We start from the raw sequence: 20,702 nt of genomic DNA, 5'->3' as shown, positions 1-20,702 counted from the left end.
CCGTCACTCCTTGTCGATCTTGTCGAACGCGGCGGCGTTGAACGTGTGCAGGAACCGCTCCACGGCGTCCTCGTCGAGGCCGTCGCGGCGCAGCAGCGGGATCAGCGCGGGCAGGTTCACCGACCCGGACGGACCGAAGCAGCCGAAGCAGCCCCGGTGGTACGCCGGGCAGAGCGCCCCGCATCCGGCGTGCGTGACCGGTCCGAGGCAGGGGGTGCCGTGGGCGACGGTGACGCAGACCGTGCCGCGCCGCTTGCACTCGAAGCAGACACTGTGGTCCGGGACGTCCGGCTTGCGGCCGGCCAGGAACGCGGTGATCACCTCGATGAGCTGACGGCGGTCGATCGGGCAGCCGCGCAGCTCGAAGTCGACGTCCACATGGGCGGACACGGGCGTGGAGGTGGCGAGTGTGGCGACGTACTCGGGGTGCGCGTAGACGACCCGCCGGTACTCGTCGACGTCCGCGAAGTTCCGGAGCGCCTGGATACCACCCGCGGTCGCGCACGCCCCGATCGTCACCAGGTGGCGGGACGCGGCGCGGATCGCGCGGATCCGCTCGGCGTCCTCGGCCGTGGTGACGGACCCCTCCACCAGGGACAGGTCGTACGGACCGGGTGCCACCGCGCTGGACGCCTCCAGGAAGTGCGTGATGTCCACCTCGCCCGCCAGCGCCAGGAGTTCGTCCTCGCAGTCCAGCAGGGTGAGCTGGCAGCCGTCGCAGGAGGCCAGCTTGAACACGGCGAGCGTGGGTGCCATCACAACTCCCGCACGGCGAGCAGGGCTTCGGTCCGGTCCCAGGCCACGACCGGACCGTCCCGGCACAGCAGCACCGGTCCGAGCTGGCAGTGCCCGCAGTGTCCGGTCGCGCAGCGCATGTTCCGCTCCAGCGAGACCCGGATCCGGTCGGGGCGCAGCCCGCGGTCCGCGAGGTCGCGGGCGGTGGCCCGGATCATCGGCTCGGGTCCGCAGACGAACGCCCAGGAGTCCGCCGGCGCGAAGTCCGCCCGGTCCAGCAGGCCGGTGACCAGTCCGACGTCCCCGCGCCACGCGTCGTCGGGCCGGTCGACGGTCACCCCCGTGTACGTGGTGGGCCAGCGCTCGATCTCCTTGTGGTCGATCAGATCGGCCGGGGTGCGGGCGCCGATCAGCACATTGACCCGGCCGTACGCCGCGGGCCCGGCCAGCGCGCGCAGGATCAGCGGCCGCAGCGGCGCGAGCCCGATGCCGCCGGCGACCACGACCACGTCCCGGCCCCGGGCCCGCTCCAGCTCCCAGCCGGTGCCGTACGGCCCGCGCAGCCCGAGCACATCCCCGGCCCGCGCCTCGCACAGCCCCGCCGAGACCGCGCCCACTGCCCGGATCGTGTGCGCGAGACCGCCGGTGGCCTGCACCGAGCTCACCGAGACGGGGATCTCGCCCCGCCCGAAGCAGTGCACCATCGCGAACTGCCCCGGCGCGAAGTCGGCCAGTGGCTCAGCCACGGGCTCCAGCCGCAGCGTGACCGTGTCCGCGGTCTCCGGCCGACGGTCGACCACGAGGTACGGCACCGGTACGTCCGTCATCGCGCACCGCCGCTGCCGTATGGGCCGTACAGGTCGAGGAGCCGCGTCCGCGCCGCGTGCAGGCGGTGGGAGAGCACCCGTCCGACCCAGTGCTCGACCGCGCGGCCGAACTCGGGGTCGCTCAGGCACATCAGCCGGACGGCGACCGCGTCGAACTCGTAGGCCCGCACGGGGGTCACGGTCTCGCCGCCCAGCTGCCAGACGTACGGCTCGAACAGCCAGGACCAGCCGACCAGGTCACCGATGCCGAGGGTCTCGACGACGGGCGCGCGGCGGCCGGGCACATGCAGGTCGAGGGCGAACGTGCCGTCCCGGATGATCCAGAAGCGGTCGGCGTGGCCGCCCTCCTCGAACAGGCGGGTGCCCGGCGGGAAACTGGCCTCGCGGGCCACGTGCAGCAGCCGGTCGCGGTGCTCGGCGGGCAGGGCGTGGTTCATGCGCAGGGCGATCGAGGGAGGCATCAGTCCGTCTCCGTTCCGAGTGCTGTGCGTTCGGCGTCCAGCGCGGCGACTTCCTCCGTGATGTCGATGCCGGCCGGGCACCAGACGACGCAGCGCCCGCAGCCCACGCATCCCGACGTGCCGAACTGGTCGTGCCAGGTGGAGAGCTTGTGGGTGAGCCACTGCCGGTAGCGGCCGCGGGCCGAGGCCCGGACCGGGCCGCCGTGCAGATACGAGAAGTCCAGGTCGAAGCAGGAGTCCCAGCGCTGCCACCGCTCGGTGTGGTCGCCGGTGAGGTCGGTGACCTCCTCCGTGGTGGTGCAGAAGCAGGTCGGGCAGACCATCGTGCAGTTGCCGCAGGTCAGACAGCGGGCGGCGACGTCGTCCCAGCGCTCGGCGTCCAGGCTCGCGCCCATCAGCGTGCGCAGGTCGACGGGCGGCAGCGAGCGGCCCATGTGATCGCGGGCCGCGTCCACGGCGCTACGGGCACTCGCCTCGAGGTCCGGGCCGGCCGGACGGTGCGGCACCCGCTCCAGCAGCTCGGCACCCTCCTCGCTGCCGACCCGCACCAGGAAGCGGCCGTCCATCTCGGTGAGCGCCAGGTCGTAACCGGGGTCGGCCGCGGGGCCGCCGCCCGTGGACACGCAGAAACAGGTCGCGCCGGGCTCGGTGCACTCGGCGGCGATCAGGAACGCCCCGCTCCGGCGCCTGCCGTAGCCGGTGTCCTCGTACCGCCCGCCGGCCAGCACCCGGTCCTGGATCGCGATGGCCCGCAGATCGCAGGGCCGGACGCCGAGAAAGGCGTACGACGGCGTCTCGGGCTCGTCGGCGGTGAAGGAGACGTCCCCCTCCGGCGTCCGGTCGGCGCTCCACAGCCGTTCCCGCGCCGGGTGCAGGAAGTTCTTCCAGGACTGTGGGCCCGCGCTGTGCGCGAAGGCGGCCCCGTCCTCGCGGCGGACCAGCCGGTACCGCCCGGCGTCCAGCTCGACACCCCAGCCGAAGGGCAGCGCGTCCGCCGAGGACAGCTCGGCCAGCACGATCGCACCGTCCCGCACCGTCGGCCCGACCACCGTCCGCCCCTGCGCCACCAGAGCCGCGACCAGCGCGTTCAGACCGTCCCGGTCGAGCACGGCCGGGGCTGCGGTGGCGGTCATGACGGTCCTCCTGGGTCCGAGGCGGCTCCGTACTTCCACCATCAGGTTGCGGCGGCGGACAGTCCACGCGGCAGGGGCTGACCGGCCCTCTTGACGGGCCGACCGGATCCCTCGGTGGCGGTGTGAGGTGGCGGGAACCGGTAAGGGTGCGGACGGAGAACGGAGCCGTGCGAGGGGGTGGCGGGCGCCCGACCGGCCTGCGTGAACGTGCCCTTCGCGTAGACGGACGGCCGGGCGGGCAGGAGGAGCTTCATGGACGGTGCCGATCCACACATCCACGTCGAGGAGAGCGTGACCCGCCACGACAGCGGCGCGCGCAGCATCCTGGCGGGCACGTTCGGCCTGGCCGGTGACCTGCCGGAGACGGCCGCCACCGGCTGCGGACTGCGGGTGCCGTTCGCGATGACCTCGCACCGGCCGGAGAGCGTCACCTGCCTGGCCTGCCGCGAACACGCCCGCGCGCAGCACCTGCGCCTCGCCGAGCAGACCGAACGCCTCGGCACCATGCCGGGATCCGCCATCACCGGCGCCCAGGCAGGCCGCGTGGCGGAGCACCATCGCGCCCTCGCACAGAGGTTCGCCGACGGCCCCTGACCCGAGGGCCGGCCCTCTCAGGGCAGCGGCTCGCCGAGTTCGCCCTCCACCGCGTCCGCCATCGCCCGCAGCACGTCGAGCGTGCGGTGTGCCTCCGCCTCGTCGACCCGGGTGATCGCGAAGCCGACGTGCACGATGACGTACGTGCCGACCTCCGCCTCGGGCGTGCAGCTCAGACAGGCCTCGCGGCGGACGCCGCCGAAGTCGACGGTCGCCATGCGCAGTCCGGCGTCGTCGTGGATCTCCAGGATCCTGCCGGGGATGCCCAGGCACATACGCGCTCACCCCTCCCCGGCGAGACGCGCGGCCGCGACCGCCGCCTGGCCGTAGCTGATGCCGCCGTCCCCGACCGGGACCTGACCGCCGACCAGCACCCGCATCCCCTGCGCGCGCAGCCGGCGCTTCACCTCGGTGAGCAGCCTGCGGTTGACGAAGCAGCCGCCGCCCAGGCACACCGTGCGCGGCGCACCCTCGGCGACGGCCCGCGCGACGAGCTCCGCGGTGACGAGCGCGAGCGTGAGATGGAAGGCCGCCGCCAACCGGGCCACCGGCTCCCCGGCCAGCTGCCGTTCCAGCAGGTCGGCCAGAGTGGGCGAGGGGTCGTACACCCACAGGCCCCGGGCCCGTACGACGCGATGGGCGAGCGGTACGGCGTGCTCGTCGCCCGCCGCCGCTTCGAGCAGGACGGCCGCCTCACCCTCGTAGCTCACCTGGCCGGCGATTCCGAGCAGCGCGGCCACCGTGTCGAAGAGCCGTCCGGCGCTCGACGTGCGCGGGCAGTTGACGTCCCGCGCGATCATGGCATGCACCGTGGCGGACTCGGCCGGGTCGAGCCGGTCCGTGAAGGGCCTGGTGAGCCACGGGTACGGGCGCGGGGAGCCCAGCGTCTCGCCGCCCAGCAGATGGCCGAGGGCGGTGCGGGAGGGGTGGCGTACCGCCGCGTCGCCGCCGGGCAGGGGCGCGGTCGCGAACCTGCCCACGCGGCGGTAGCCGCGCAGATCGGCGACGAGGATCTCGCCGCCCCACAGCGTGCCGTCGTCGCCCAGCCCCAGCCCGTCGTAGGCGACGCCGAGGAACGGGCCCCGCACCCCGTGCTCGGCCGCGCAGGCCGCCACGTGCGCGTGGTGGTGCTGCACCGGGATCCGGCGCAGCGGCTGCGCCCCCGCCCACTGCGTGGACAGATAGCCCGGGTGCAGGTCGTGGGCGACGACGCCCGGTTCGATGCCGGTGAGCTGCTTGAGGTGCTCGTACGACGCCGTGAACGCGTCGTACGTCGGCAGGTCGGCGAGGTCTCCGTTGTGCGGCCCGATGTGGGCCCGGCCGTCGGCGGCCAGGGTGAACGTGTGCTTGAGCTGCGCACCGGCGCCGGCGACGCGCTCTCGCACAGGCAGCGGCAGTGGGGCGGGAGCCAGCCCGCGCGCCCGGCGGACCGTGATCCGCGTCCGCCCGGTGAACTGCACCACCGAGTCGTCGTACCGGGACCGGATCGGCCGGTCGTGCGTGAGGAAACCGTCCGCCACGGCGGCCAGGGTCACCCGGGCCTCCGTGTCGTCGACGGCGATCGGCTCGTCGCTGAGGTTGCCGCTGGTGACGACGAGCGGGCGGGCCAGGTCGTCGAGGAGGAGGTGATGCAGGCCGGTGGTGGGCAGGAACAGGCCGACCCGGGCCAGCCCCGGATGCACCCCGGACGCGAGCGGCGCCACCGCTCCGCGCCGCCGGCGCCGGGCGAGCAGCACCACGGGACGCTCGGAAGAGGTGAGGGCCTCGCGCTCGGCGGCACCGATCTGCGCCAGCCGGGCCGCCGCCTCGACGTCCCGCACCATCACGGCGAACGGCTTCGCCGGCCGTCCCTTGCGGCGCCGCAACTCCGCCACGGCCGCCGGATCACCCGCGTCGCACACCAGCTGATAGCCGCCCAGCCCCTTCAACGCGACGATCCCGCCCGCACCGACGGTCTTCACCGCCGCCCGCAGCGCCTCCTCGCCGCGCAGCTCGTCCCAGGCCAGTCGCGGCCCGCACACCGGGCAGGCGACGGGCTCGGCGTGGAAGCGCCGGTCGCCGGGGTCGGCGTACTCGGCCGCGCACCGCGCGCACAGCGGGAAGCGGCGCATGGTGGTGCGGATCCGGTCGTACGGCAGGTCCTCGATGATCGTGGCGCGCGGGCCGCAGTCGGTGCAGTTGATGAACGGGTAGCGGTAGCGGCGGTCGCGCGGGTCGAGGAGTTCGTGCAGACAGGCGGCGCAGATCGCCGCGTCCGGCGGGATCTCCCGCGGTGCCATGTCGCTGTCGTCGGGGGCACTGTGCCGTACGTGGAAGCCGCTGTCGTACGCCGACGGCTGCGCCTCGCCGGTGAGCTGGACGCGGCGGACCCGGGCGAGGGCGGGGGCGTCGGTGCGCAGCCGGGCGGCGAATTGCTCGATCGCGCGGGGTGGTCCGGCCACCTCGCCCTCCACATGACCGTTGACGTTGGCGACCCAGCCGTCCAGGCCGAGCTCGGCAGCCGTGCGATACACGAACGGCCGGTAACCAACGCCCTGGACGATTCCCTCCACATGGAAGCGGCGCACGGTCATGCCGACCTCCCGGCCGACGCGTCCCGGCCCCGCACGATCTCGTCCTCGACGGCCTCGACGAGGGGTTCCACGGCGGCCGCGACGGCCGGGGAGAGGCCGGTGCCGAACTCGCCGTCGGCGCCCTCCACGGCGTACACCACCAGGTGGTCCGGCAACAGCCCCAGCACACGGGCGAGTTCGACGGCCTCGCCGAGCCCCAGCCCGTGCGAGCTGGTGGTCGCCGGCTGGGCGGGCACACCCGCGTCGAGTTCGAGGCGGTGCACGCGGCCGGGTGTGCCCGGGTGGGCATGGGCCGCGTCCACGACGACGGCGAGGCTCGCGCCTTCCCACAGGCCGATCAGCCGTCCGGGATCGCCGTCGCAGGTGGCGAGGTCGGCGTCGGGCGGCAGCGGCCGGTCCTGAAGGCGGGCAAGCACGGCCCAGCCCACGCCGTCGTCGCGCCGGAACTCGTTCCCGACGCCGATGACGGCGATACGACCACGCCTGCGCATACCTCCACGGTGAGCCGCGGCTGCCGCGCCCCACAGGGGCCGAAGGACCCCACCGGGCGGGCCGATCGGGGTTGTGTGGGTGGCCTCGGTTCGGGCTGGTGGGGCCGTGCGGGCGCGGGGTGATCGGGCCGAGCTGGGCTGCGCGGGCGCCATGAACTTCGAGTCGACGGGGGCGGCATGGGTGCGTGGCGATCGGGGCGGTGACCGGCAGCCCGGGCCTGCCCCGGACTGGGTCGGTGCACCGCGACCGTGCCCTTGGTGTGTCGCAGTGACTCGACGGCTGTGGCGTCCCGCCCGGCGACCGGCAGCCCGGGCCTGCCCCGGACTGGGTCGGTGCACCGCGACCGTGCCCTTGGTGTGTCGCAGTGACTCGACGGCTGTGGCGTCCCGCCCGGCGACCGGCAGCCCGGGCCCGCCCCGGTCTACGTCGGTGTCACCGCGACCGCGCACCTGGTATGCCGCAGCAGGTCCACCGCCGTGGCCCCCCGCCCGGCCACCACCAGCCCCGTCCCGCCGGAGGCGTGTGTCAGGGCCTCCGTCGGGGGCAGTAGCACCACGTCCTCCAGGACGTCCACGTCGGGGTACTTGGCGCGCCACGGCCGCAGCGCGTCGGACAGGCGCTGTACCTCCTGGTCCTCCCAGGCGGCGCGGTCCTCCTCCAGCACCGGGAAGGGCCGGAGCGCCGCCTGCGCGGGGAGTGTCCAGGCGTGTACCGCGTGCAGGCGGGCGCCCCGCAGCCGGGCCTCCTCGATGGCGAGGCCGACCGCCCCGTCGGACGGATTGAGCGCGTCGATCCCGACGGTCACGCCGGCTGCACGGCCCGGCGGGCCCTCGCCCGCGAGCGTGCCCGGTATCAGCACCACCGGCCGGGCGCACTCCGTCGCGAGCGCCGATGCCGTCGAGCCCACGGGGACGCCGGCGTGACCGCCTTCGCCGCGCAGGCCGAGTACGACCAGGTCCGCGTCCGCGGCCGCCGCGCGCAGCACCGGGCCGGGCGTCCCGGTGAGGTTCCGGCTGCGGACCCGCAACTCAGGGTGCCGGCCGACGAGTTCGGCGACCACCCGGTCCGCCACGTTCTCCGGGCGGTACGGCCACTGCTCGGCGGGATCCGGACCGCCGGGCGGCGACACATGGACCACCAGCAGGGGCACCCCACGCAGCAGCGCCTCCCGCGCGGCCCAGTCGGCCGCCGCACGGCTGCGGGCCGAACGGTCGACGCCGGTGATGATCACTCGTCCCATGCTGTGCCGCCTTCCAAGCCCGGGGTGGGCGGACTCGCCCGGAACACCCCGGGAGAACTCCACGTGCCGGGGAACCCGGAGAGCTCCACATGCCGGAGCACCCCGTGCCCGGCGCCTCCACCGTGGCCGCGCTCCTCGGCCCCGCGCAGGGGGCCGAACGGACCCGGACCGGAGCCCTGGCGGCCCATACCCGCCGGTAGGCCACGGGACGACGCTGGCACCGAGGAGCAACCGACAGCAGGAGGTGTGCGCGATGCTTCCGCCCGTCATCGCCGGAGTCGACGGATCGCCCGAGAGCCTCGCCGCCGCCGAGTGGGCCGCCCGTGAGGCGGCGCGCCGGAACCGGCCGCTGCGACTGGTGCACGCCTGGAACTGGCACCCCCGCCAGGACGTGGGCGAGCCCGCCACCGCCGCCCAGCGGCATCTCGCCCGGCGCTCGCTGCGCCAGGCCGAGGACCGCATCCGCCGCACCTGCCCGAACGTCGTCCTGGACGACGAACAGGTGGAGGGCCCGGCGACCGCCGCCCTGCTGCGCGCGGCCGAGCAGACCGACCTGCTCGTGCTGGGCTCGCGCGGCCTGAGCGGCTTCACCGGGTTCCTGGTCGGGTCCGTCGCGCTGGGCGTGGTGGCACGGGCCGCCGGGCCCGTCGTCCTGGTCCGGGCGGGCGAGGAGGCCGCGGACGAACACCTCCCGGCCGCCGACGGCACCGCCTCCACCCGCACCGGCTACCGGGACGTCGTTCTGGGCGTCGACCTCGGCGACCCCTGCGACGAGGTGATCGAGTTCGCCTTCGAGGAGGCCCGGCTGCGCCGCGCCCGCCTGCACGTGGTCCACGCCTGGCAGCAGCCGTCCCCGATCAGCCTCGGCCCCGGGGAGATCGGTCTGGTCAACGGCTCGGAGCGGGCCGGCGAATGGCTGGGCTTCCTGACCGCCGTCCTGCAGGTGTGGCGCGAGAAGTACGCCGACGTCGAGGTCGTCGAGACGGTGACCGAGGGCCGCGCCCAGTCCGCGCTGGTCCGCGCCGCCTCAGGGGCGAGCCTCCTTGTCGTGGGGCGGCGCACGACCGAACGCCCCACCGGCCCGCGCACCGGACCCGTCACCCACGCAGTCATCCATCACGTCGGCTGCCCCGTGGCCGTCGTACCCCACCAGTGAGAGGCCGTATCCCTGATGAGTGCGCCGATCAAGTACGTGTACGAGTTCGCCGAGGGCAGCCGCGACATGGCCGACCTGCTCGGCGGCAAGGGAGCCGGCCTCGCCGAGATGACCCGGCTCGGCCTGCCCGTCCCGCCCGGCTTCACCGTCACCACCGAGGCCTGCAAGGTCTACCTGGCCACCGGCGAGGAACCGCCCGAGTTCGGCGTCGAGGCCGCCCGCGCCCTCGCCGGCCTGGAACGGGTCATGGGCCGCACCCTCGCCGCACCCGAGGACCCCCTGCTGGTGTCCGTCCGCTCCGGCGCCCGCTTCTCCATGCCCGGCATGATGGAGACCATCCTCGACATCGGCCTCAACGACGACTCCGTCACCGGGCTCGCCAAGGCGTCCGGGCAGGAGCGGTTCGCCTGGGACTCCTACCGCAGGCTGGTCCAGATGTTCGGCCGCACCGTGATGGGCGTGGACGGCGACCTCTTCGAGGAGGCCATCGCCGCGCACAAGGCCCGGCGGCACGTGAAGGGCGACCACGACCTCGACACCGGTGAACTCGTCCTGATCACCGAGGAGTTCAAGGACATCATCCGCAGGGAGACCGGCGAGGACTTCCCGCAGGACCCGGCCGAGCAGCTGTCCCGCGCCATCCGCGCGGTCTTCGACTCCTGGAACGGCGAACGCGCCCGCGTCTACCGCCACCGCGAACACATCCCCGAGGACCTCGGCACCGCCGTCAACGTCCAGGCGATGGTCTTCGGCAACCTCGGCCAGGACTCCGGCACCGGCGTAGCCTTCACCCGCGACCCCGCCACCGGCGAGACCGGCGTGTACGGCGACTATCTGCCCGACGCCCAGGGCGAGGACGTCGTCGCGGGCGTCCGTGACGCGCTGCCGCTGAGCGAGCTCAAGACCCTCGACCCGCGCGCGTACGTCGAACTCGGCGACCACCTGCGCACGCTGGAGGGCCACTACCGTGACCTGTGCGACGTCGAGTTCACCGTCGAACGCGGCCGGCTGTGGATCCTGCAGACCCGCGTCGGCAAGCGCACCGCCGACGCCGCCTTCCGCATCGCCCACGACCTGCGCGACGACGGCACGATCAGCGCCGACGAAGCCCTGATCCGCGTCGACGGCGCCGAACTGACCCGGCTGATGTTCCCCCGCTTCGACACCACCCCCGCCGACGTCCCCCTCGCCCACGGCGTGCCCGCCTCACCGGGCGCGGCGGTCGGCGCCGTCGTCTTCGACTCCGCCGAGGCCGAACGCCGTGCCGCGACCGGTGAACACGTCGTCCTGGTCCGCCGGGAGACCACCCCCGACGACCTGCCCGGCATGATCGCCGCGGAGGCCGTCCTCACCAGCCGGGGCGGCAAGACCAGCCACGCCGCCGTCGTGGCGCGCGGCATGGGCAAGGTGTGCGTGTGCGGCGCCGAGGCACTCGCCGTCGATCTGACGGCCCGCCGCTTCACCACGGAGTCGGGTGTGGTCGTCAACGAGGGCGACACCGTCTCCGTCGACGGCACGGCCGGCACCGTCCACCTCGGCGAACTCCCGCTCACCGCCTCCCACGTCGGCCGCGCGCTGGAGACCGGCACCAGCACCGGACCGGTCACCGAGGCCGTCCTGGGCGCACTCGCCCACGCCGACTCCGTACGCCGCCTGGAGGTCCGGGCCAACGCCGACACCCCCGAGGACGCCGCACGCGCGCGTGCCCTCGGCGCCCAGGGCATCGGCCTGTGCCGCACCGAGCACATGTTCCTCGGCGAACGCAGGGCACTGGTCGAGGCGATGATCCTGGCCCGCGACGACGCGGCCCGTGAAGAGGCCCTGGCCGCCCTGCTGCCGCTCCAGCGCGAGGACTTCACCGGAATCCTGACGGCGATGGACGGACTGCCAGTGACGATCCGGCTGCTGGACCCGCCGCTGCACGAGTTCCTGCCCGACCGCACGGAACTCGCCGTCCGCCTCGCCTCCACCGCGCAGCCGGACCCGCACGACCGCGAACTCCTGCGCGCCGTGGAGCGGATGCACGAACAGAACCCCATGCTCGGCCTGCGCGGCGTCCGACTGTGCCTGGCCGTACCGGGCCTGATGGCCATGCAGGTACGGGCGGTGGCCGAAGCCGTGACGGCCCGCCTCCACGACGGCGGCCACCCCCGCGCCGAGATCATGATCCCGCTCGTCGGCACGGTCGAGGAACTGCGCCTGGCCAGGTCGGAGACGGAACGCGTCCTCGCCGAGGTCGCCACGGAGACCGGCACGCCGCTCGACCTGCCCATCGGCACGATGATCGAGCTGCCGCGCGCCGCGCTCACCGCCGGACGTATCGCCGAGGCCGCCGACTTCTTCTCCTTCGGCACCAACGACCTCACCCAGACGACCTGGGGCCTGTCCCGCGACGACGCGGAGGCCTCCTTCTTCCCGCTGTACCTGGAGAAGGGAGTCTTCGGGGTGTCGCCGTTCGAGTCGATCGACCAAGAGGGCGTCGGCCGCCTGGTGGAACTGGCCGTCGAGGCAGGCCTCGCCGTCAACCCCGGCCTGGAGACGGGCGTCTGCGGTGAACACGGCGGCGACCCCGACTCCATCCACTTCTTCCACCGGGCAGGCCTGGACTACGTCTCCTGCTCACCGTTCCGCATCCCGGCGGCCCGACTGGAGGCGGGCCGGGCGGCCGTCACCGACGGCACGGGGACCAGCGACACCAGGTGACCGATGCGGCGCAGGCCCTAGGTGCGGTTGGCCTTGGGCCTGCCCCGCTGGTCGGGGGTGCCGTGCGGCGGCGGGCCCGAGGGCTGTGGCGACGTCGCCGGCGACACGGGGGAGCCCGTGCGGGGTTCGTGGTGTTCGGGGCGCAGGGCGCCCGGGTCGCCGGACGTTGGTTCGGCGCCAGCGCGCAGCTGTTCCAGACGCGCCGTCAGCAGTTCGGTGACGGGGAGGCGACCGGCGTGCGCACGCTCGTAGGCGAGGAGTTGCTCCACCTCCTCGGCGGTCAGCGACCGTACGCGGCTCTCCAGACCGCCGATCGGCAGATGGTCGTAGTCGGGCAGCGGCAGGGTGCTGCGGCCGGGGTCGGGCATGGGTCTCACGTCCCTCCGTGCGAGTCCGTCCATGCGGAGGTCATGGCACGCGAGTACCCGTGGTCCCCCTCGTCAACCGGCGGCCCGCCCGGCCCCGAACCATGGGGCACACCCGGTTTGGCACTCCCGGCTGCGGCTACCCGCACCATGTGACAACGACGACATCCCAGCAACAGCTCGTCCAGTTCCTGGAGGACCGCTTCGCGTGCGCGCAGGCATGCACCGAGTGTGCCCGGGCCTGTGCCCTGCGGGCGAGCCTCGTGGAACCTGACGGGACAGAGGAACAGGAACTCGTACGTCGCAAGGGGATCATGTGCGCGGAGGTGTGCGACGCGACCTGTCGGGTGCTGTCCGAGCAGAACCTCCAGGACGAGGCCGGGATCCGCGTCCAGCTGGAGTGGACCCGGACGGTGTGCCTGGAGTGCGCGCACGTCTTCGACAAGTGGCCGGGCGCCGAGGAGAGCGCCCAGGCCTGCCGCGACTGCGCGCGGGCCTGCACGGACTTCATCACCACACTCGACTGACGCCGGGCCGGTACTCGCTGATCGCCGGTATCCGCGAGACGCAGCATCTAGGACAGGCCCTGGCCCTCCGCACCGAGGGGCCGGCCGATCCGTACGTTCCAGCGCCCCGACCGGCCGCTGAGCTCCACGGCCGCCAGCGGTGGCACGTCCGTGCGCCAGAACGCCGACTCCGGCGCCCCGAGCGCCCGTACCACCGCGGCCCGGACGACCTCGGGCTCGACCACCGCGACGGTGCGCCCCGCCATCCCGGCGGCCGTCTCCAGCCAGCCTGCCACCCGGTCGCACACCGTCCGCACCGACTCCCCGCCGTGCGGCGCGGACCCGGGATCGGCCAGCCAGCTCGCCAGCGCCTGCGGCTCCGCGGCCCCCACCTCCGCCAGTGTCGCGCCGGTCCAGCGCCCCGCGTCCAGCCCCGCCAACTCCGGTGCCGGCACGGCGTCCAGCCCGAGCGCCCGGGCCGTCTCGCGGCAGCGCACGGTGGGGGAGGCCCAGGCCCGTTCTGCCGCCGGAAGCGTGCCCCCGGCCGCCTGGGCGAGCCGCAGGCCGGCGGCGTCCAGGGAACAGCCGTCGTCGAAACGGGCCTCCCGCAGGGCCGCGGTGATCGCGGGTGAGATCAACATCACTCGGCTCGTCATACGTCCATCCCCGGGCTCAACATCCTTTCCAGTACCGGCATTTGGTGGCCCCGAGGGGCACAGAGGGGCGCCCGGGCCGATCCCATGCGCCCTTGGCCGTTCCTCCGCCACGCGGTACCTTCTCGTCGATATCGACGACGGTTCGGTGGAAGCCGGTGGGATTCCGGCACGGTCGCGCCACTGTATTCCGGGTCCGCACCTCGGTGCGGGCCGGGTGAGTCAGACCCGCCCCGTCGTCATGTGCACCACCGATACGGGACGCGAGTTCCCCCAGGAGGTCCTGCCCCATGGCGCAGTCCGTCGCTCAGCCGACCACCAGCACCACCGCCGTACCCGCCAAACTGCCGATCGGCGCCACCGCCCCCTGGGCGGTCTTCTTCGGCGTCCTGATGCTGGTCCTGCTCTACTTCGTCGGCGCCGAACAGGGCGCCACCTCTCTCGTCTCCGGCGAGGGCGTCCATGAGTGGGTGCACGACGCCCGCCACCTGCTCGGCTTCCCCTGCCACTGACAGCGACGAGGAAGCCCTACTGCGCATGAACTCCGCAACTGTCAGAAACCTCCTGGTCCGTGGCATGCTCGCGGGCCTCGCCGCGGGCCTGGCCGCCCTCGTCGTCGCGTACTTCCTGGGTGAACCGCGCGTCGACGAGGCGATCGCCTTCGAGGAGGCGCACGCCCACGAGCACGGCGGCGAGGAACTGGTCACCCGCACCCTGCAGTCCACCGCGGGCCTGTCCACCGGCGTCCTCGTCTACGGGGTCGCCTTCGGTGGCATCGCCGCCCTCGCGTACTGCTTCGCGCTCGGCCGGATCGGCCGCTTCGGACCGCGCGCGAGCGCGCTGCTCCTGGCGGGCGCCGGGCTGCTCGCGGTCTACGTCGTCCCGTTCCTCAAGTACCCCGCCAACCCGCCGGCCGTCGGCAACCCCGACACCCTCGACCAGCGCACCACGCTGTACTTCCTGATGGTCGTGCTCAGCGTGCTGCTGGCGGTGGGCACGGTCATCCTGGGCAAGCGTCTCGCACCCCGCCTGGGCAACTGGAACGCCACCGTCGCGGCGGCCGGCTCCTTCGTCCTCGTCGTCGGCCTGGCATACGCCTTCCTGCCGTCGTACAACGAGGCCCCGGCGGAGTTCCCCGCCACCCTGCTGTGGCAGTACCGACTCGCCGCCCTGGCCGTCCAGGCCACCCTGTGGACCGCCTTCGGCCTGGTCTTCGGACTCCTGGCGGAGCGCCTGCTCACGCCCAGGACCGAGCCGAGGACGGCCACCGCCGCACCGGCAACACCCGTCCCCAACTGATCACTTCACCGTGAAACAGGCCCCCGGTACGCCGGGGGCCTGTTCGTGTGCCTCGCCATCCCCCATCGTGCCCTCGCCATTCCCAATTTCTGGAACACGTTCTACGGTGTGCGCCGTCAGGACCGGCCTTGGGGAGCCTGGAGGCGCCGTGCATCTCGAATACTCGCCCGAGCAGCAGCGGCTGCGTACCGAACTGCGCGACTACTTCGCCGAGTTGGTGCCGGACCTCGCCCAGGCCCGCTTCACCGACCCGGCCGCCCAGAAACGCTTCTACCGCGAGACCATCCGCCGACTCGGCGCGGACGGCTGGCTCGGCGTGGGCTGGCCGAAGGAGTACGGCGGCCGCGGTCTGACCGCGATGGAGCAGTTCATCTTCTTCGACGAGGCCGCCCAGGCCGGCGTACCCCTGCCCCTGATGGCGCTGAACACCGTCGGACCGACGATCATGCAGTACGGCACCGACGAGCAGAAGGCGTACTTCCTGCCGAAGATCCTCACCGGCGAGATCGACTTTGCGATCGGCTACAGCGAGCCGGACGCGGGCACGGACCTGGCATCCCTGAAGACGCGCGCGATCCTTGACGGCGACGAGTACGTCGTCAACGGCCAGAAGATCTGGACGACCAACGGCGACACGGCCGACTGGGTGTGGCTCGCGGTCCGCACCGACCCCGGCGCCCCGCCCCACAAGGGCATCACCATGCTCCTCGTCCCGACCACCGACCCCGGCTACTCCTGCACCCTCATCAACACCCTCGCCTCGCACGACACCACGGCCAGCTACTACGAGAACATCCGCGTCCCCGTCTCCCACCGCGTCGGCGAGGAGAACCAGGGCTGGCGGCTGATCACCAACCAGCTCAACCACGAGCGCGTCACCCTCGCCGCCCATGGCACCATGGCCATCCGCGCCCTGCACGACGTCCAGCGCTGGGCGATGGAGACCAAGCTCGCCGACGGCCGCCGCGTCGTCGACCTGCCCTGGGTACGCCGCCGACTCGCCCAGACCCACACCAAGCTCGACGCCCTCAAGCTCCTCAACTGGCAGATGGTGAACGCCGTCCAGGAGGGCACGCTCACCCCGCAGGACGCCTCCGCCGTCAAGGTGTACGGCTCCGAGGCGCGCCGCGAGGCGTACGCCTGGCTCATGGAGATCGTCGCCGCGCCGGGCGCCCTGAAGGAGGGCTCGGCGGGCGCGGTGCTGCACGGTGAACTGGAGCGCGGCTACCGCTCGGCCGTCATCTTCACCTTCGGCGGCGGCAACAACGAGATCCAGCGGGAGATCATCTCCTGGATCGGGCTGGGGATGCCGAGGGTGCGGCGCTGACATCCTCGCCGAGGGGACACGTGCACATCACTTCAGCACGATGAACAGTCCACCGAAAACAGCAGGTCTTGTGTCCTGAACACGAAAAGGAGTTGATATAGGACAGCTTCTGGAAGTGATGCTGTGCGGAAGATGAAGGAATTATGACCCTTCGGCATCGCCCTGCGGGGGGAGGTGCCAAACCGCCTCGTGCTGCGTTAGCTAGCGACTGTCGTGGTGAGCGATGAGGAAAAGGTGTCCAAGAGGCGTCAGGTGGGGACCGGGAAGACGAACGCAAGTGAATCGCTGCTGACGTGTCGAAATGTTTCCAGTTGACATCAAAACCGGGGTGTGACCTGAACTCCGGGATGAGCCTGGCGGGTGCGGATCGACCTGACGAAGGGCTCTGCGGGAGGTCTTGATGCTTCTCGTGCGCTGCCAGGTCGAGTGACCGATCGCGGCACCGACGTCTGAGTATCTAAAAGTAAACTCAAACTCGGTTAGAATCGCTCCCATGGATGCGTGGACCGAAGTTCTCCAGGACACCGGCATGGACCCCCGACTCGACCGGGACACGTCCAACTGCTCGATCGCGCGGACTCTTGAGATCGTGGGTGAGAAGTGGACGATCCTGATCCTGCGCGAGGTCTGGTACGGCTCGTCCCGCTTCAGCGACTTCGAACGCGTCCTGGGCTGTCCTCGCAACCTCCTCGCGGCGCGGCTTCGGATGCTGGTGGAGGAAGGAATCCTGGCGACCGAGACGTACAAGGAGCCCGGTTCGCGGAGTCGGCCGAAGTATGTGATCACCGCTAAGGGCATGGATCTGGTGCCGGCCGTGATGGGGCTGCTGCAGTGGGGTGATCGTTACCGTGCCGACCCGGAGGGGCCGGCGGTACTGGCGCGACACCGCGAGTGCGGCGCGCGCGTCGACGTTCAGATTCGCTGCGAACGAGGCCACCCGGTGCAAGCGAAGGACATCGAGAGCGTCCCCGGCCCAGCCTTTCGTATGAGGTTGCCCGAGTGAGCTGAGGACTCCTCCGTCAGCTTTCCGTAATTCGGCCGCTCTGTCGTGTACGCGCCTGGTGGAGGCGGACCTTGGTGCGGTTTCCGCAGCGGGACATGGAGCACCAGCGGCGGTTGCGGGCCGGGGAGCGATCCGGGAAGCGCAGTGCGCAGCGGTCCGCTCCGCAGACGCGTACGCGCCGGATCTCGGCGGACAGAAGCAGGTCTACGGCGTCCTGGGCGATGAGCGCCGGCGCGAGTGTGGGGTCGGCGGCGAGGGGCGTGGTGCCGGCGGGCTCCAGGCGGTCGTGGGTGATGACGAGTTGGAGGGCGGGTCTGGGGGCTGCCGCTGCCGATCGGTTGAGCAGCGTCACGTCGCCGGATGTGGGCAGCCGTCGGCGACCGCCAGTACGGCCCGGTCGACGGTCTCGCGCAGCCGTCGCGCGGACATGAGAACGGCTGCCGTGGCGGGGTCGGTGGCCCCCGGTGCGAGCAGAAGGGCCTCCCGGAGCCAGCCCATCAGGTCGTCCGGTCCCCGGAGTATCTCCTCCGGAGTGGTTCTCCACCGGCTTCGGAGGGTGTTGGCGAAGTCCAGGCAGACCCGTCCGCCATCCCAGATCCACATGTCGTCCGTTGCCACTGCCACGCCTCCGTTTTGCCCGCTAGCCCAACCGTCTAAGACGGTTAGCTCGTGCTCGTGTCAGGAAGGCGCATCCATGGGACAGCCGACAGTGACGACCGGAGTGACGCAGGTGGACGGGGTCCGCCTGCACTACGTCCGAGCCGGGTCCGGACCTCTGATTGTCCTGCTCCACGGCTGGCCGCAGACCTCCGACTGCTGGCGGCCGGTACTCGCGGATCTCGCCGCCGATCACACGGTTATGGCGCCGGACCTGCGCGGATACGGCCTGAGCGACAAGCCCACCACTGGTTACGACAAGCGGCGTATGGCCGCCGACATGGCAGGTCTCGTCGAGGCGCTCGGCTTCGAGCGGGCCATGGCCGTGGGCCACGACCGCGGCGCTGGCGTGGGGCACCGCTGGGCGCTGGACCGCCCGGAGCAGGTCGAGCGGCTGGCCGTGCTCGACATCGTTCCCACCCGGGAGATGTTCCGCCGCCCGGACGCCTCGCTCGCCTCCGGGTACTGGCACTGGCTGTTCCACATGCAGCCCGATCTGCCCGAGCGCCTCGTGGGACGCGACATCCGCGTGTGCGGCCACTTCATCCCGGAGGAACAACCGGAGGCGCTGGTGGCACATCTGCGGCCTTTCCTGGCCGGCGAGACGAGCCGGTGAGCCCCCCACGGTGACGGAAGCGGTGCCCTTCAGCCGGTCGTGCGCCGGCCCGAGGGGCGCACTGTCCGAGGGGCCTCGACCACGGTGTGATGACCCCGCACGGCGAACGAGCCTGGAAGGCAGGACAGGCCGAGGGGCGGCCCCGCCGTAACCGGCTGGGCCGCCCCTCGGTACGGGCTTCAGGTGGCGACCGGGACGCCGGCCGGAGCATCCCCCACGGCAAGGCCGGCAGCCGGGCCGTCGGCCGTGCGCTGCCGGGGCACCAGGAGTGCCAGGGCGACCGCACCGGCACCGACCCAGAGCGCGGGGACCGGCCCGTCCACGAACAGCGAGGCGGACCCGTAGCCGCCCTGGGCGGAGAAGACCGCCGCCAGCGACGCGACGCCGATGGCCCCGCCGACCTCACGGATCGCGTTGTTGGCGCCGGAGGCGATGCCCTGCTCCTGGGGGCGGACGGTGCTCATGACGAGGTTCGCGCTGGGAGTGAAGAACATCCCCATGCCGTCGCGGCAGGCCGCGAGCTGGCTGCGGACAGCTCCGTGACCGCGGTGTTCGCGGCGGGCGACGAGATGGCCATCGGCCTGATCCACGCCCTGCGGGAAGCCGGCCGCCGTGTGCCGGAGGACATCAGCGTGGTCGGTTTCGACGGCAACCCCGTCTTCGTCTACGTCACCCCTCCCTTGACCACAGTGCGTCAGCCGCAGGCCTGACCGTCAGGCGTCTCGGACGCATCGTCGCCGCGTCGTCGACCTTTCCGCGTCGACCGACGCTGCCCAGCGACTCCTCCGCTCCCGCCTGGACCGATCCGGGGAGCGGCGGGCACCGAAACACATCCCTATCCCTTCCCCCGGGAGCCGCACATGTCCCCTGCACAGTTGGGCGCCAGACCGGCGCCGCTCCGCGTTCCCGTCCTCGCTTCCTCCTGGCGTTGTTGTTGTCCCTGAGCGTTGCGGTAGGGACGCTGACCCTGCCCGCCGCGGGCCGGGCGGAGGCGGAATCCCGTCCGTCGCAGACGCTGTACACGCCGCCGTCGAACGCGCCCTCGCCGGGGACGTTCTGCATGCGCTGGGGGCCCGAGCTGTTCGAGCTGCCCAGGGCCATGGGCGGCTTCCCCGCCCGAACCATCCTCGCCGCGGGTGACTCCGTGCCATCCGACCGGGGCGGCACCAAGAGACCTGTACGCCGGCACCGACCGAGGGAACGAGCTGAATGTCGACGACCGACTCTGGAAGATCGTCCGCGTCAACTGATGCGGCTGTCGCCTTACTCGCATCGGGCTTTATGAAGGGCCTCCTCTCAGGCGGTTTTCGCGATGCGAACCGAGTGCCAGGAGGCCCTGTCCCCTGTCACGACCTCAGCGAGCTGCCGGGGAGCGGCGACGCCATGACTCGACCTTGCGGCCTACCGCGCGTGCAGCCAGGTCCTCGGCAGGGACCTGCCAGGTACTCTGCGCTCGACGACGCGCAGCGAAATCCCGGTGCGTCAGCGCCCAATCCCTGCGCGACGGTCTCGACCGCCGTGTCGAGCAGCGGCCATAGGTCGTCGGCACGCCCCGCGCCCCACCGATGAGTTCTTGTCGCCTGCCGGGTCAGTACGGGCATGACTGCCATGAACAAGCCGCCGGTCGTCTCCCGCTCGGAGTGGCTGGCCGCGAACGACACCCTGCGCGCCCGGGAGAAGGCGCACACCCGGGAGGGCGACGCGATCGCCGCCGCACGGCGACGGCTGCCCATGACGGAGGTCGACCCGTCGACTCCGCTCGTGGGAGCCAAGGGGCACGTCCCCCTGATCGACGTCTTCGACGGCCGCACCCAGCTGTTCGCGTCGTATCACATGTGGCACGACGGCCGCCCCGCCGCCGACCAGTGTGAGGGCTGCACCTTCTTCACCGGCCAGGTCCGCGAACTGTCCTATCTGCACCAGCGTGACGTCACCTTCGCCGCCTTCTGCCAGGGCCCCTACGAGGAGTCCGAACGCTACCGCCGCTTCATGGGCTGGGAGATGCCCTGGTACTCCGTACCCGCCGAGTCCCACGAACGGCTCCTCGCCGGCCGCCACTTCGGCATGAAGGCGTGCTACCTCCGCGACGGGGATCGCGTCTACGAGACGTACTGGACCACCGGCCGAGGGGTCGAGCCCATGGCGCCCTCCTACGGCATCCTCGACATGACCGTCCACGGACGGCAGGAGACCTGGGAGGACTCCCCGTCAGGCTGGCCGCAGCCGTACGAGACCCGCGGTCAGCAGTTCCGCAAGGACGGACGGCCGACCGCGCAGTGGCCCCGGATCACCGCCGGGCATGACGACGATCTCCACGGCGGACAAACCAGCACGGGAAGCGCGGGCTGCTGCGGCTGAGGTC

The 20,702-nt window shown here is 72.4% G+C and carries 22 protein-coding genes and 2 pseudogenes; 11 read left to right on the top strand and 13 right to left on the bottom strand.

Translation table 11 applies throughout. The features are described 5' to 3' along the window. Positions 1–3: 3 nt before the first annotated feature. From AQJ91_RS28730 to AQJ91_RS28715, 4 genes are read right to left on the bottom strand one after another with little or no spacing between them, the layout of a single operon-like run. On the bottom strand, positions 4–756 hold the full coding sequence (locus AQJ91_RS28730; RefSeq protein ID WP_067027283.1) for an NADH-quinone oxidoreductase subunit B family protein: 753 nt from the start codon (positions 754–756) through the stop codon (positions 4–6). After that, positions 756–1,562 carry an FAD/NAD(P)-binding protein gene (locus tag AQJ91_RS28725; protein WP_067027281.1) on the bottom strand — a complete coding sequence of 269 codons (807 nt, stop codon included), beginning with the start codon at positions 1,560–1,562 and terminating at the stop codon, positions 756–758. The genes AQJ91_RS28730 and AQJ91_RS28725 overlap by 1 nt, the downstream gene beginning before the upstream one ends. After that, positions 1,559–2,023 (bottom strand): cyclic nucleotide-binding domain-containing protein, encoded by a 465-nt coding sequence (locus AQJ91_RS28720; protein WP_067027279.1) that lies wholly within the window; start codon positions 2,021–2,023, stop codon positions 1,559–1,561. Before AQJ91_RS28720 ends, AQJ91_RS28725 begins: the two co-directional genes overlap by 4 nt. After that, a complete protein-coding gene (locus AQJ91_RS28715) occupies positions 2,023–3,156 on the bottom strand; it encodes a 4Fe-4S dicluster domain-containing protein (protein WP_067027277.1) in 1,134 nt (377 codons plus the stop codon). Before AQJ91_RS28715 ends, AQJ91_RS28720 begins: the two co-directional genes overlap by 1 nt. Before the next feature lie 252 nt (positions 3,157–3,408). Between AQJ91_RS28715 and AQJ91_RS28710 the strand changes: the two genes are divergently transcribed. Next, positions 3,409–3,750, top strand: a complete 342-nt coding sequence (locus AQJ91_RS28710) for a hypothetical protein (protein ID WP_067027275.1) — start codon at positions 3,409–3,411, stop codon at positions 3,748–3,750. Between the two features lie 17 nt (positions 3,751–3,767). On the opposite strand, the gene AQJ91_RS28705 is transcribed toward AQJ91_RS28710, so the two are convergent. From AQJ91_RS28705 to AQJ91_RS28690, 4 genes are all read right to left on the bottom strand, one after another. After that, entirely contained in the window at positions 3,768–4,025 is a 258-nt protein-coding gene (locus AQJ91_RS28705) for a HypC/HybG/HupF family hydrogenase formation chaperone (protein ID WP_067027273.1), read from the bottom strand. Positions 4,026–4,031: 6 nt separating this feature from the next. Continuing rightward, entirely contained in the window at positions 4,032–6,323 is a 2,292-nt protein-coding gene (hypF, locus tag AQJ91_RS28700) for a carbamoyltransferase HypF (protein WP_067027271.1), read from the bottom strand. Next, entirely contained in the window at positions 6,320–6,814 is a 495-nt protein-coding gene (locus AQJ91_RS28695) for a hydrogenase maturation protease (RefSeq protein ID WP_067027269.1), read from the bottom strand. Before AQJ91_RS28695 ends, hypF begins: the two co-directional genes overlap by 4 nt. Positions 6,815–7,236: 422 nt before the next feature. Then, the gene (locus tag AQJ91_RS28690) at positions 7,237–8,055 is read right to left on the bottom strand and encodes a universal stress protein (RefSeq protein WP_067027267.1); all 819 of its coding nucleotides are present in this window, start codon (positions 8,053–8,055) and stop codon (positions 7,237–7,239) included. 253 nt (positions 8,056–8,308) lie between these two features. Here AQJ91_RS28690 and AQJ91_RS28685 point away from each other — a divergent pair, with 253 nt between their 5' ends. Together AQJ91_RS28685 and ppdK are read left to right on the top strand one after the other, a co-directional pair. Continuing rightward, positions 8,309–9,211, top strand: a complete 903-nt coding sequence (locus AQJ91_RS28685) for a universal stress protein (RefSeq protein ID WP_067027265.1) — start codon at positions 8,309–8,311, stop codon at positions 9,209–9,211. Between the two features lie 15 nt (positions 9,212–9,226). Continuing rightward, positions 9,227–11,914, top strand: coding sequence for a pyruvate, phosphate dikinase (gene ppdK / locus AQJ91_RS28680; protein WP_067027263.1), 2,688 nt, complete (start codon positions 9,227–9,229; stop codon positions 11,912–11,914). A 17-nt stretch (positions 11,915–11,931) separates the two neighbouring features. Here ppdK and AQJ91_RS28675 read toward each other — a convergent pair whose 3' ends face one another. Continuing rightward, positions 11,932–12,282, bottom strand: coding sequence for a DUF8129 domain-containing protein (locus AQJ91_RS28675; RefSeq protein ID WP_067027261.1), 351 nt, complete (start codon positions 12,280–12,282; stop codon positions 11,932–11,934). Positions 12,283–12,431: 149 nt separating this feature from the next. Here AQJ91_RS28675 and AQJ91_RS28670 point away from each other — a divergent pair, with 149 nt between their 5' ends. Next, entirely contained in the window at positions 12,432–12,806 is a 375-nt protein-coding gene (locus AQJ91_RS28670; RefSeq protein ID WP_067027522.1) for a four-helix bundle copper-binding protein, read from the top strand. Between the two features lie 47 nt (positions 12,807–12,853). On the opposite strand, the gene AQJ91_RS28665 is transcribed toward AQJ91_RS28670, so the two are convergent. Further along, positions 12,854–13,441: a histidine phosphatase family protein gene (locus AQJ91_RS28665; protein WP_067027259.1), complete on the bottom strand. Its 588-nt coding sequence runs from the start codon at positions 13,439–13,441 to the stop codon at positions 12,854–12,856. Positions 13,442–13,728: 287 nt separating this feature from the next. On the opposite strand from AQJ91_RS28665, the gene AQJ91_RS28660 reads away from it, so the two are divergent. The 4 genes from AQJ91_RS28660 to AQJ91_RS28645 all read left to right on the top strand — a co-directional run bounded on the left by AQJ91_RS28660 (position 13,729) and on the right by AQJ91_RS28645 (position 17,067). Beyond that, positions 13,729–13,950 carry a CbtB domain-containing protein gene (locus AQJ91_RS28660; RefSeq protein ID WP_067027257.1) on the top strand — a complete coding sequence of 74 codons (222 nt, stop codon included), beginning with the start codon at positions 13,729–13,731 and terminating at the stop codon, positions 13,948–13,950. 25 nt (positions 13,951–13,975) lie between these two features. Continuing rightward, positions 13,976–14,737, top strand: a complete 762-nt coding sequence (locus AQJ91_RS28655) for a CbtA family protein (RefSeq protein WP_067027255.1) — start codon at positions 13,976–13,978, stop codon at positions 14,735–14,737. Positions 14,738–14,885: 148 nt separating this feature from the next. Then, positions 14,886–16,064: an acyl-CoA dehydrogenase family protein gene (locus AQJ91_RS28650; protein WP_067027253.1), complete on the top strand. Its 1,179-nt coding sequence runs from the start codon at positions 14,886–14,888 to the stop codon at positions 16,062–16,064. 529 nt (positions 16,065–16,593) lie between these two features. Further along, positions 16,594–17,067 carry a winged helix-turn-helix transcriptional regulator gene (locus tag AQJ91_RS28645; RefSeq protein WP_067027251.1) on the top strand — a complete coding sequence of 158 codons (474 nt, stop codon included), beginning with the start codon at positions 16,594–16,596 and terminating at the stop codon, positions 17,065–17,067. A gap of 16 nt (positions 17,068–17,083) precedes the next feature. Here the strand turns inward: AQJ91_RS28645 and AQJ91_RS56095 are convergent, their stop codons facing one another. Both AQJ91_RS56095 and AQJ91_RS56090 read right to left on the bottom strand, forming a co-directional pair. Further along, positions 17,084–17,419 (bottom strand): CGNR zinc finger domain-containing protein, encoded by a 336-nt coding sequence (locus AQJ91_RS56095; RefSeq protein ID WP_234383029.1) that lies wholly within the window; start codon positions 17,417–17,419, stop codon positions 17,084–17,086. Continuing rightward, complete coding sequence (locus AQJ91_RS56090) at positions 17,416–17,685, bottom strand: ABATE domain-containing protein (RefSeq protein WP_234383028.1); 270 nt, start codon at positions 17,683–17,685, stop codon at positions 17,416–17,418. Before AQJ91_RS56090 ends, AQJ91_RS56095 begins: the two co-directional genes overlap by 4 nt. Positions 17,686–17,761: 76 nt before the next feature. Here AQJ91_RS56090 and AQJ91_RS28635 point away from each other — a divergent pair, with 76 nt between their 5' ends. Beyond that, complete coding sequence (locus tag AQJ91_RS28635) at positions 17,762–18,340, top strand: alpha/beta fold hydrolase (RefSeq protein ID WP_067027249.1); 579 nt, start codon at positions 17,762–17,764, stop codon at positions 18,338–18,340. Positions 18,341–18,519: 179 nt separating this feature from the next. Here AQJ91_RS28635 and AQJ91_RS28630 read toward each other — a convergent pair. Continuing rightward, positions 18,520–18,843 (bottom strand): annotated as a pseudogene (locus AQJ91_RS28630) (MFS transporter); the annotation flags it as partial. On the opposite strand from AQJ91_RS28630, the pseudogene AQJ91_RS50135 reads away from it, so the two are divergent. Beyond that, positions 18,844–19,041: pseudogene (locus AQJ91_RS50135) on the top strand (substrate-binding domain-containing protein); the annotation flags it as partial. Positions 19,042–19,939: 898 nt separating this feature from the next. Then, a complete protein-coding gene (locus tag AQJ91_RS28625; protein ID WP_067027245.1) occupies positions 19,940–20,698 on the top strand; it encodes a DUF899 family protein in 759 nt (252 codons plus the stop codon). Positions 20,699–20,702: the final 4 nt, after the last annotated feature.

The sequence above is a fragment of the Streptomyces dysideae genome, from assembly GCF_001514305.1.
GTDB classification, from domain to species: domain Bacteria; phylum Actinomycetota; class Actinomycetes; order Streptomycetales; family Streptomycetaceae; genus Streptomyces; species Streptomyces dysideae.
Note: the sequence above shows the minus strand (reverse complement) of the source record. Positions and strands in the feature narration are given on the sequence as shown.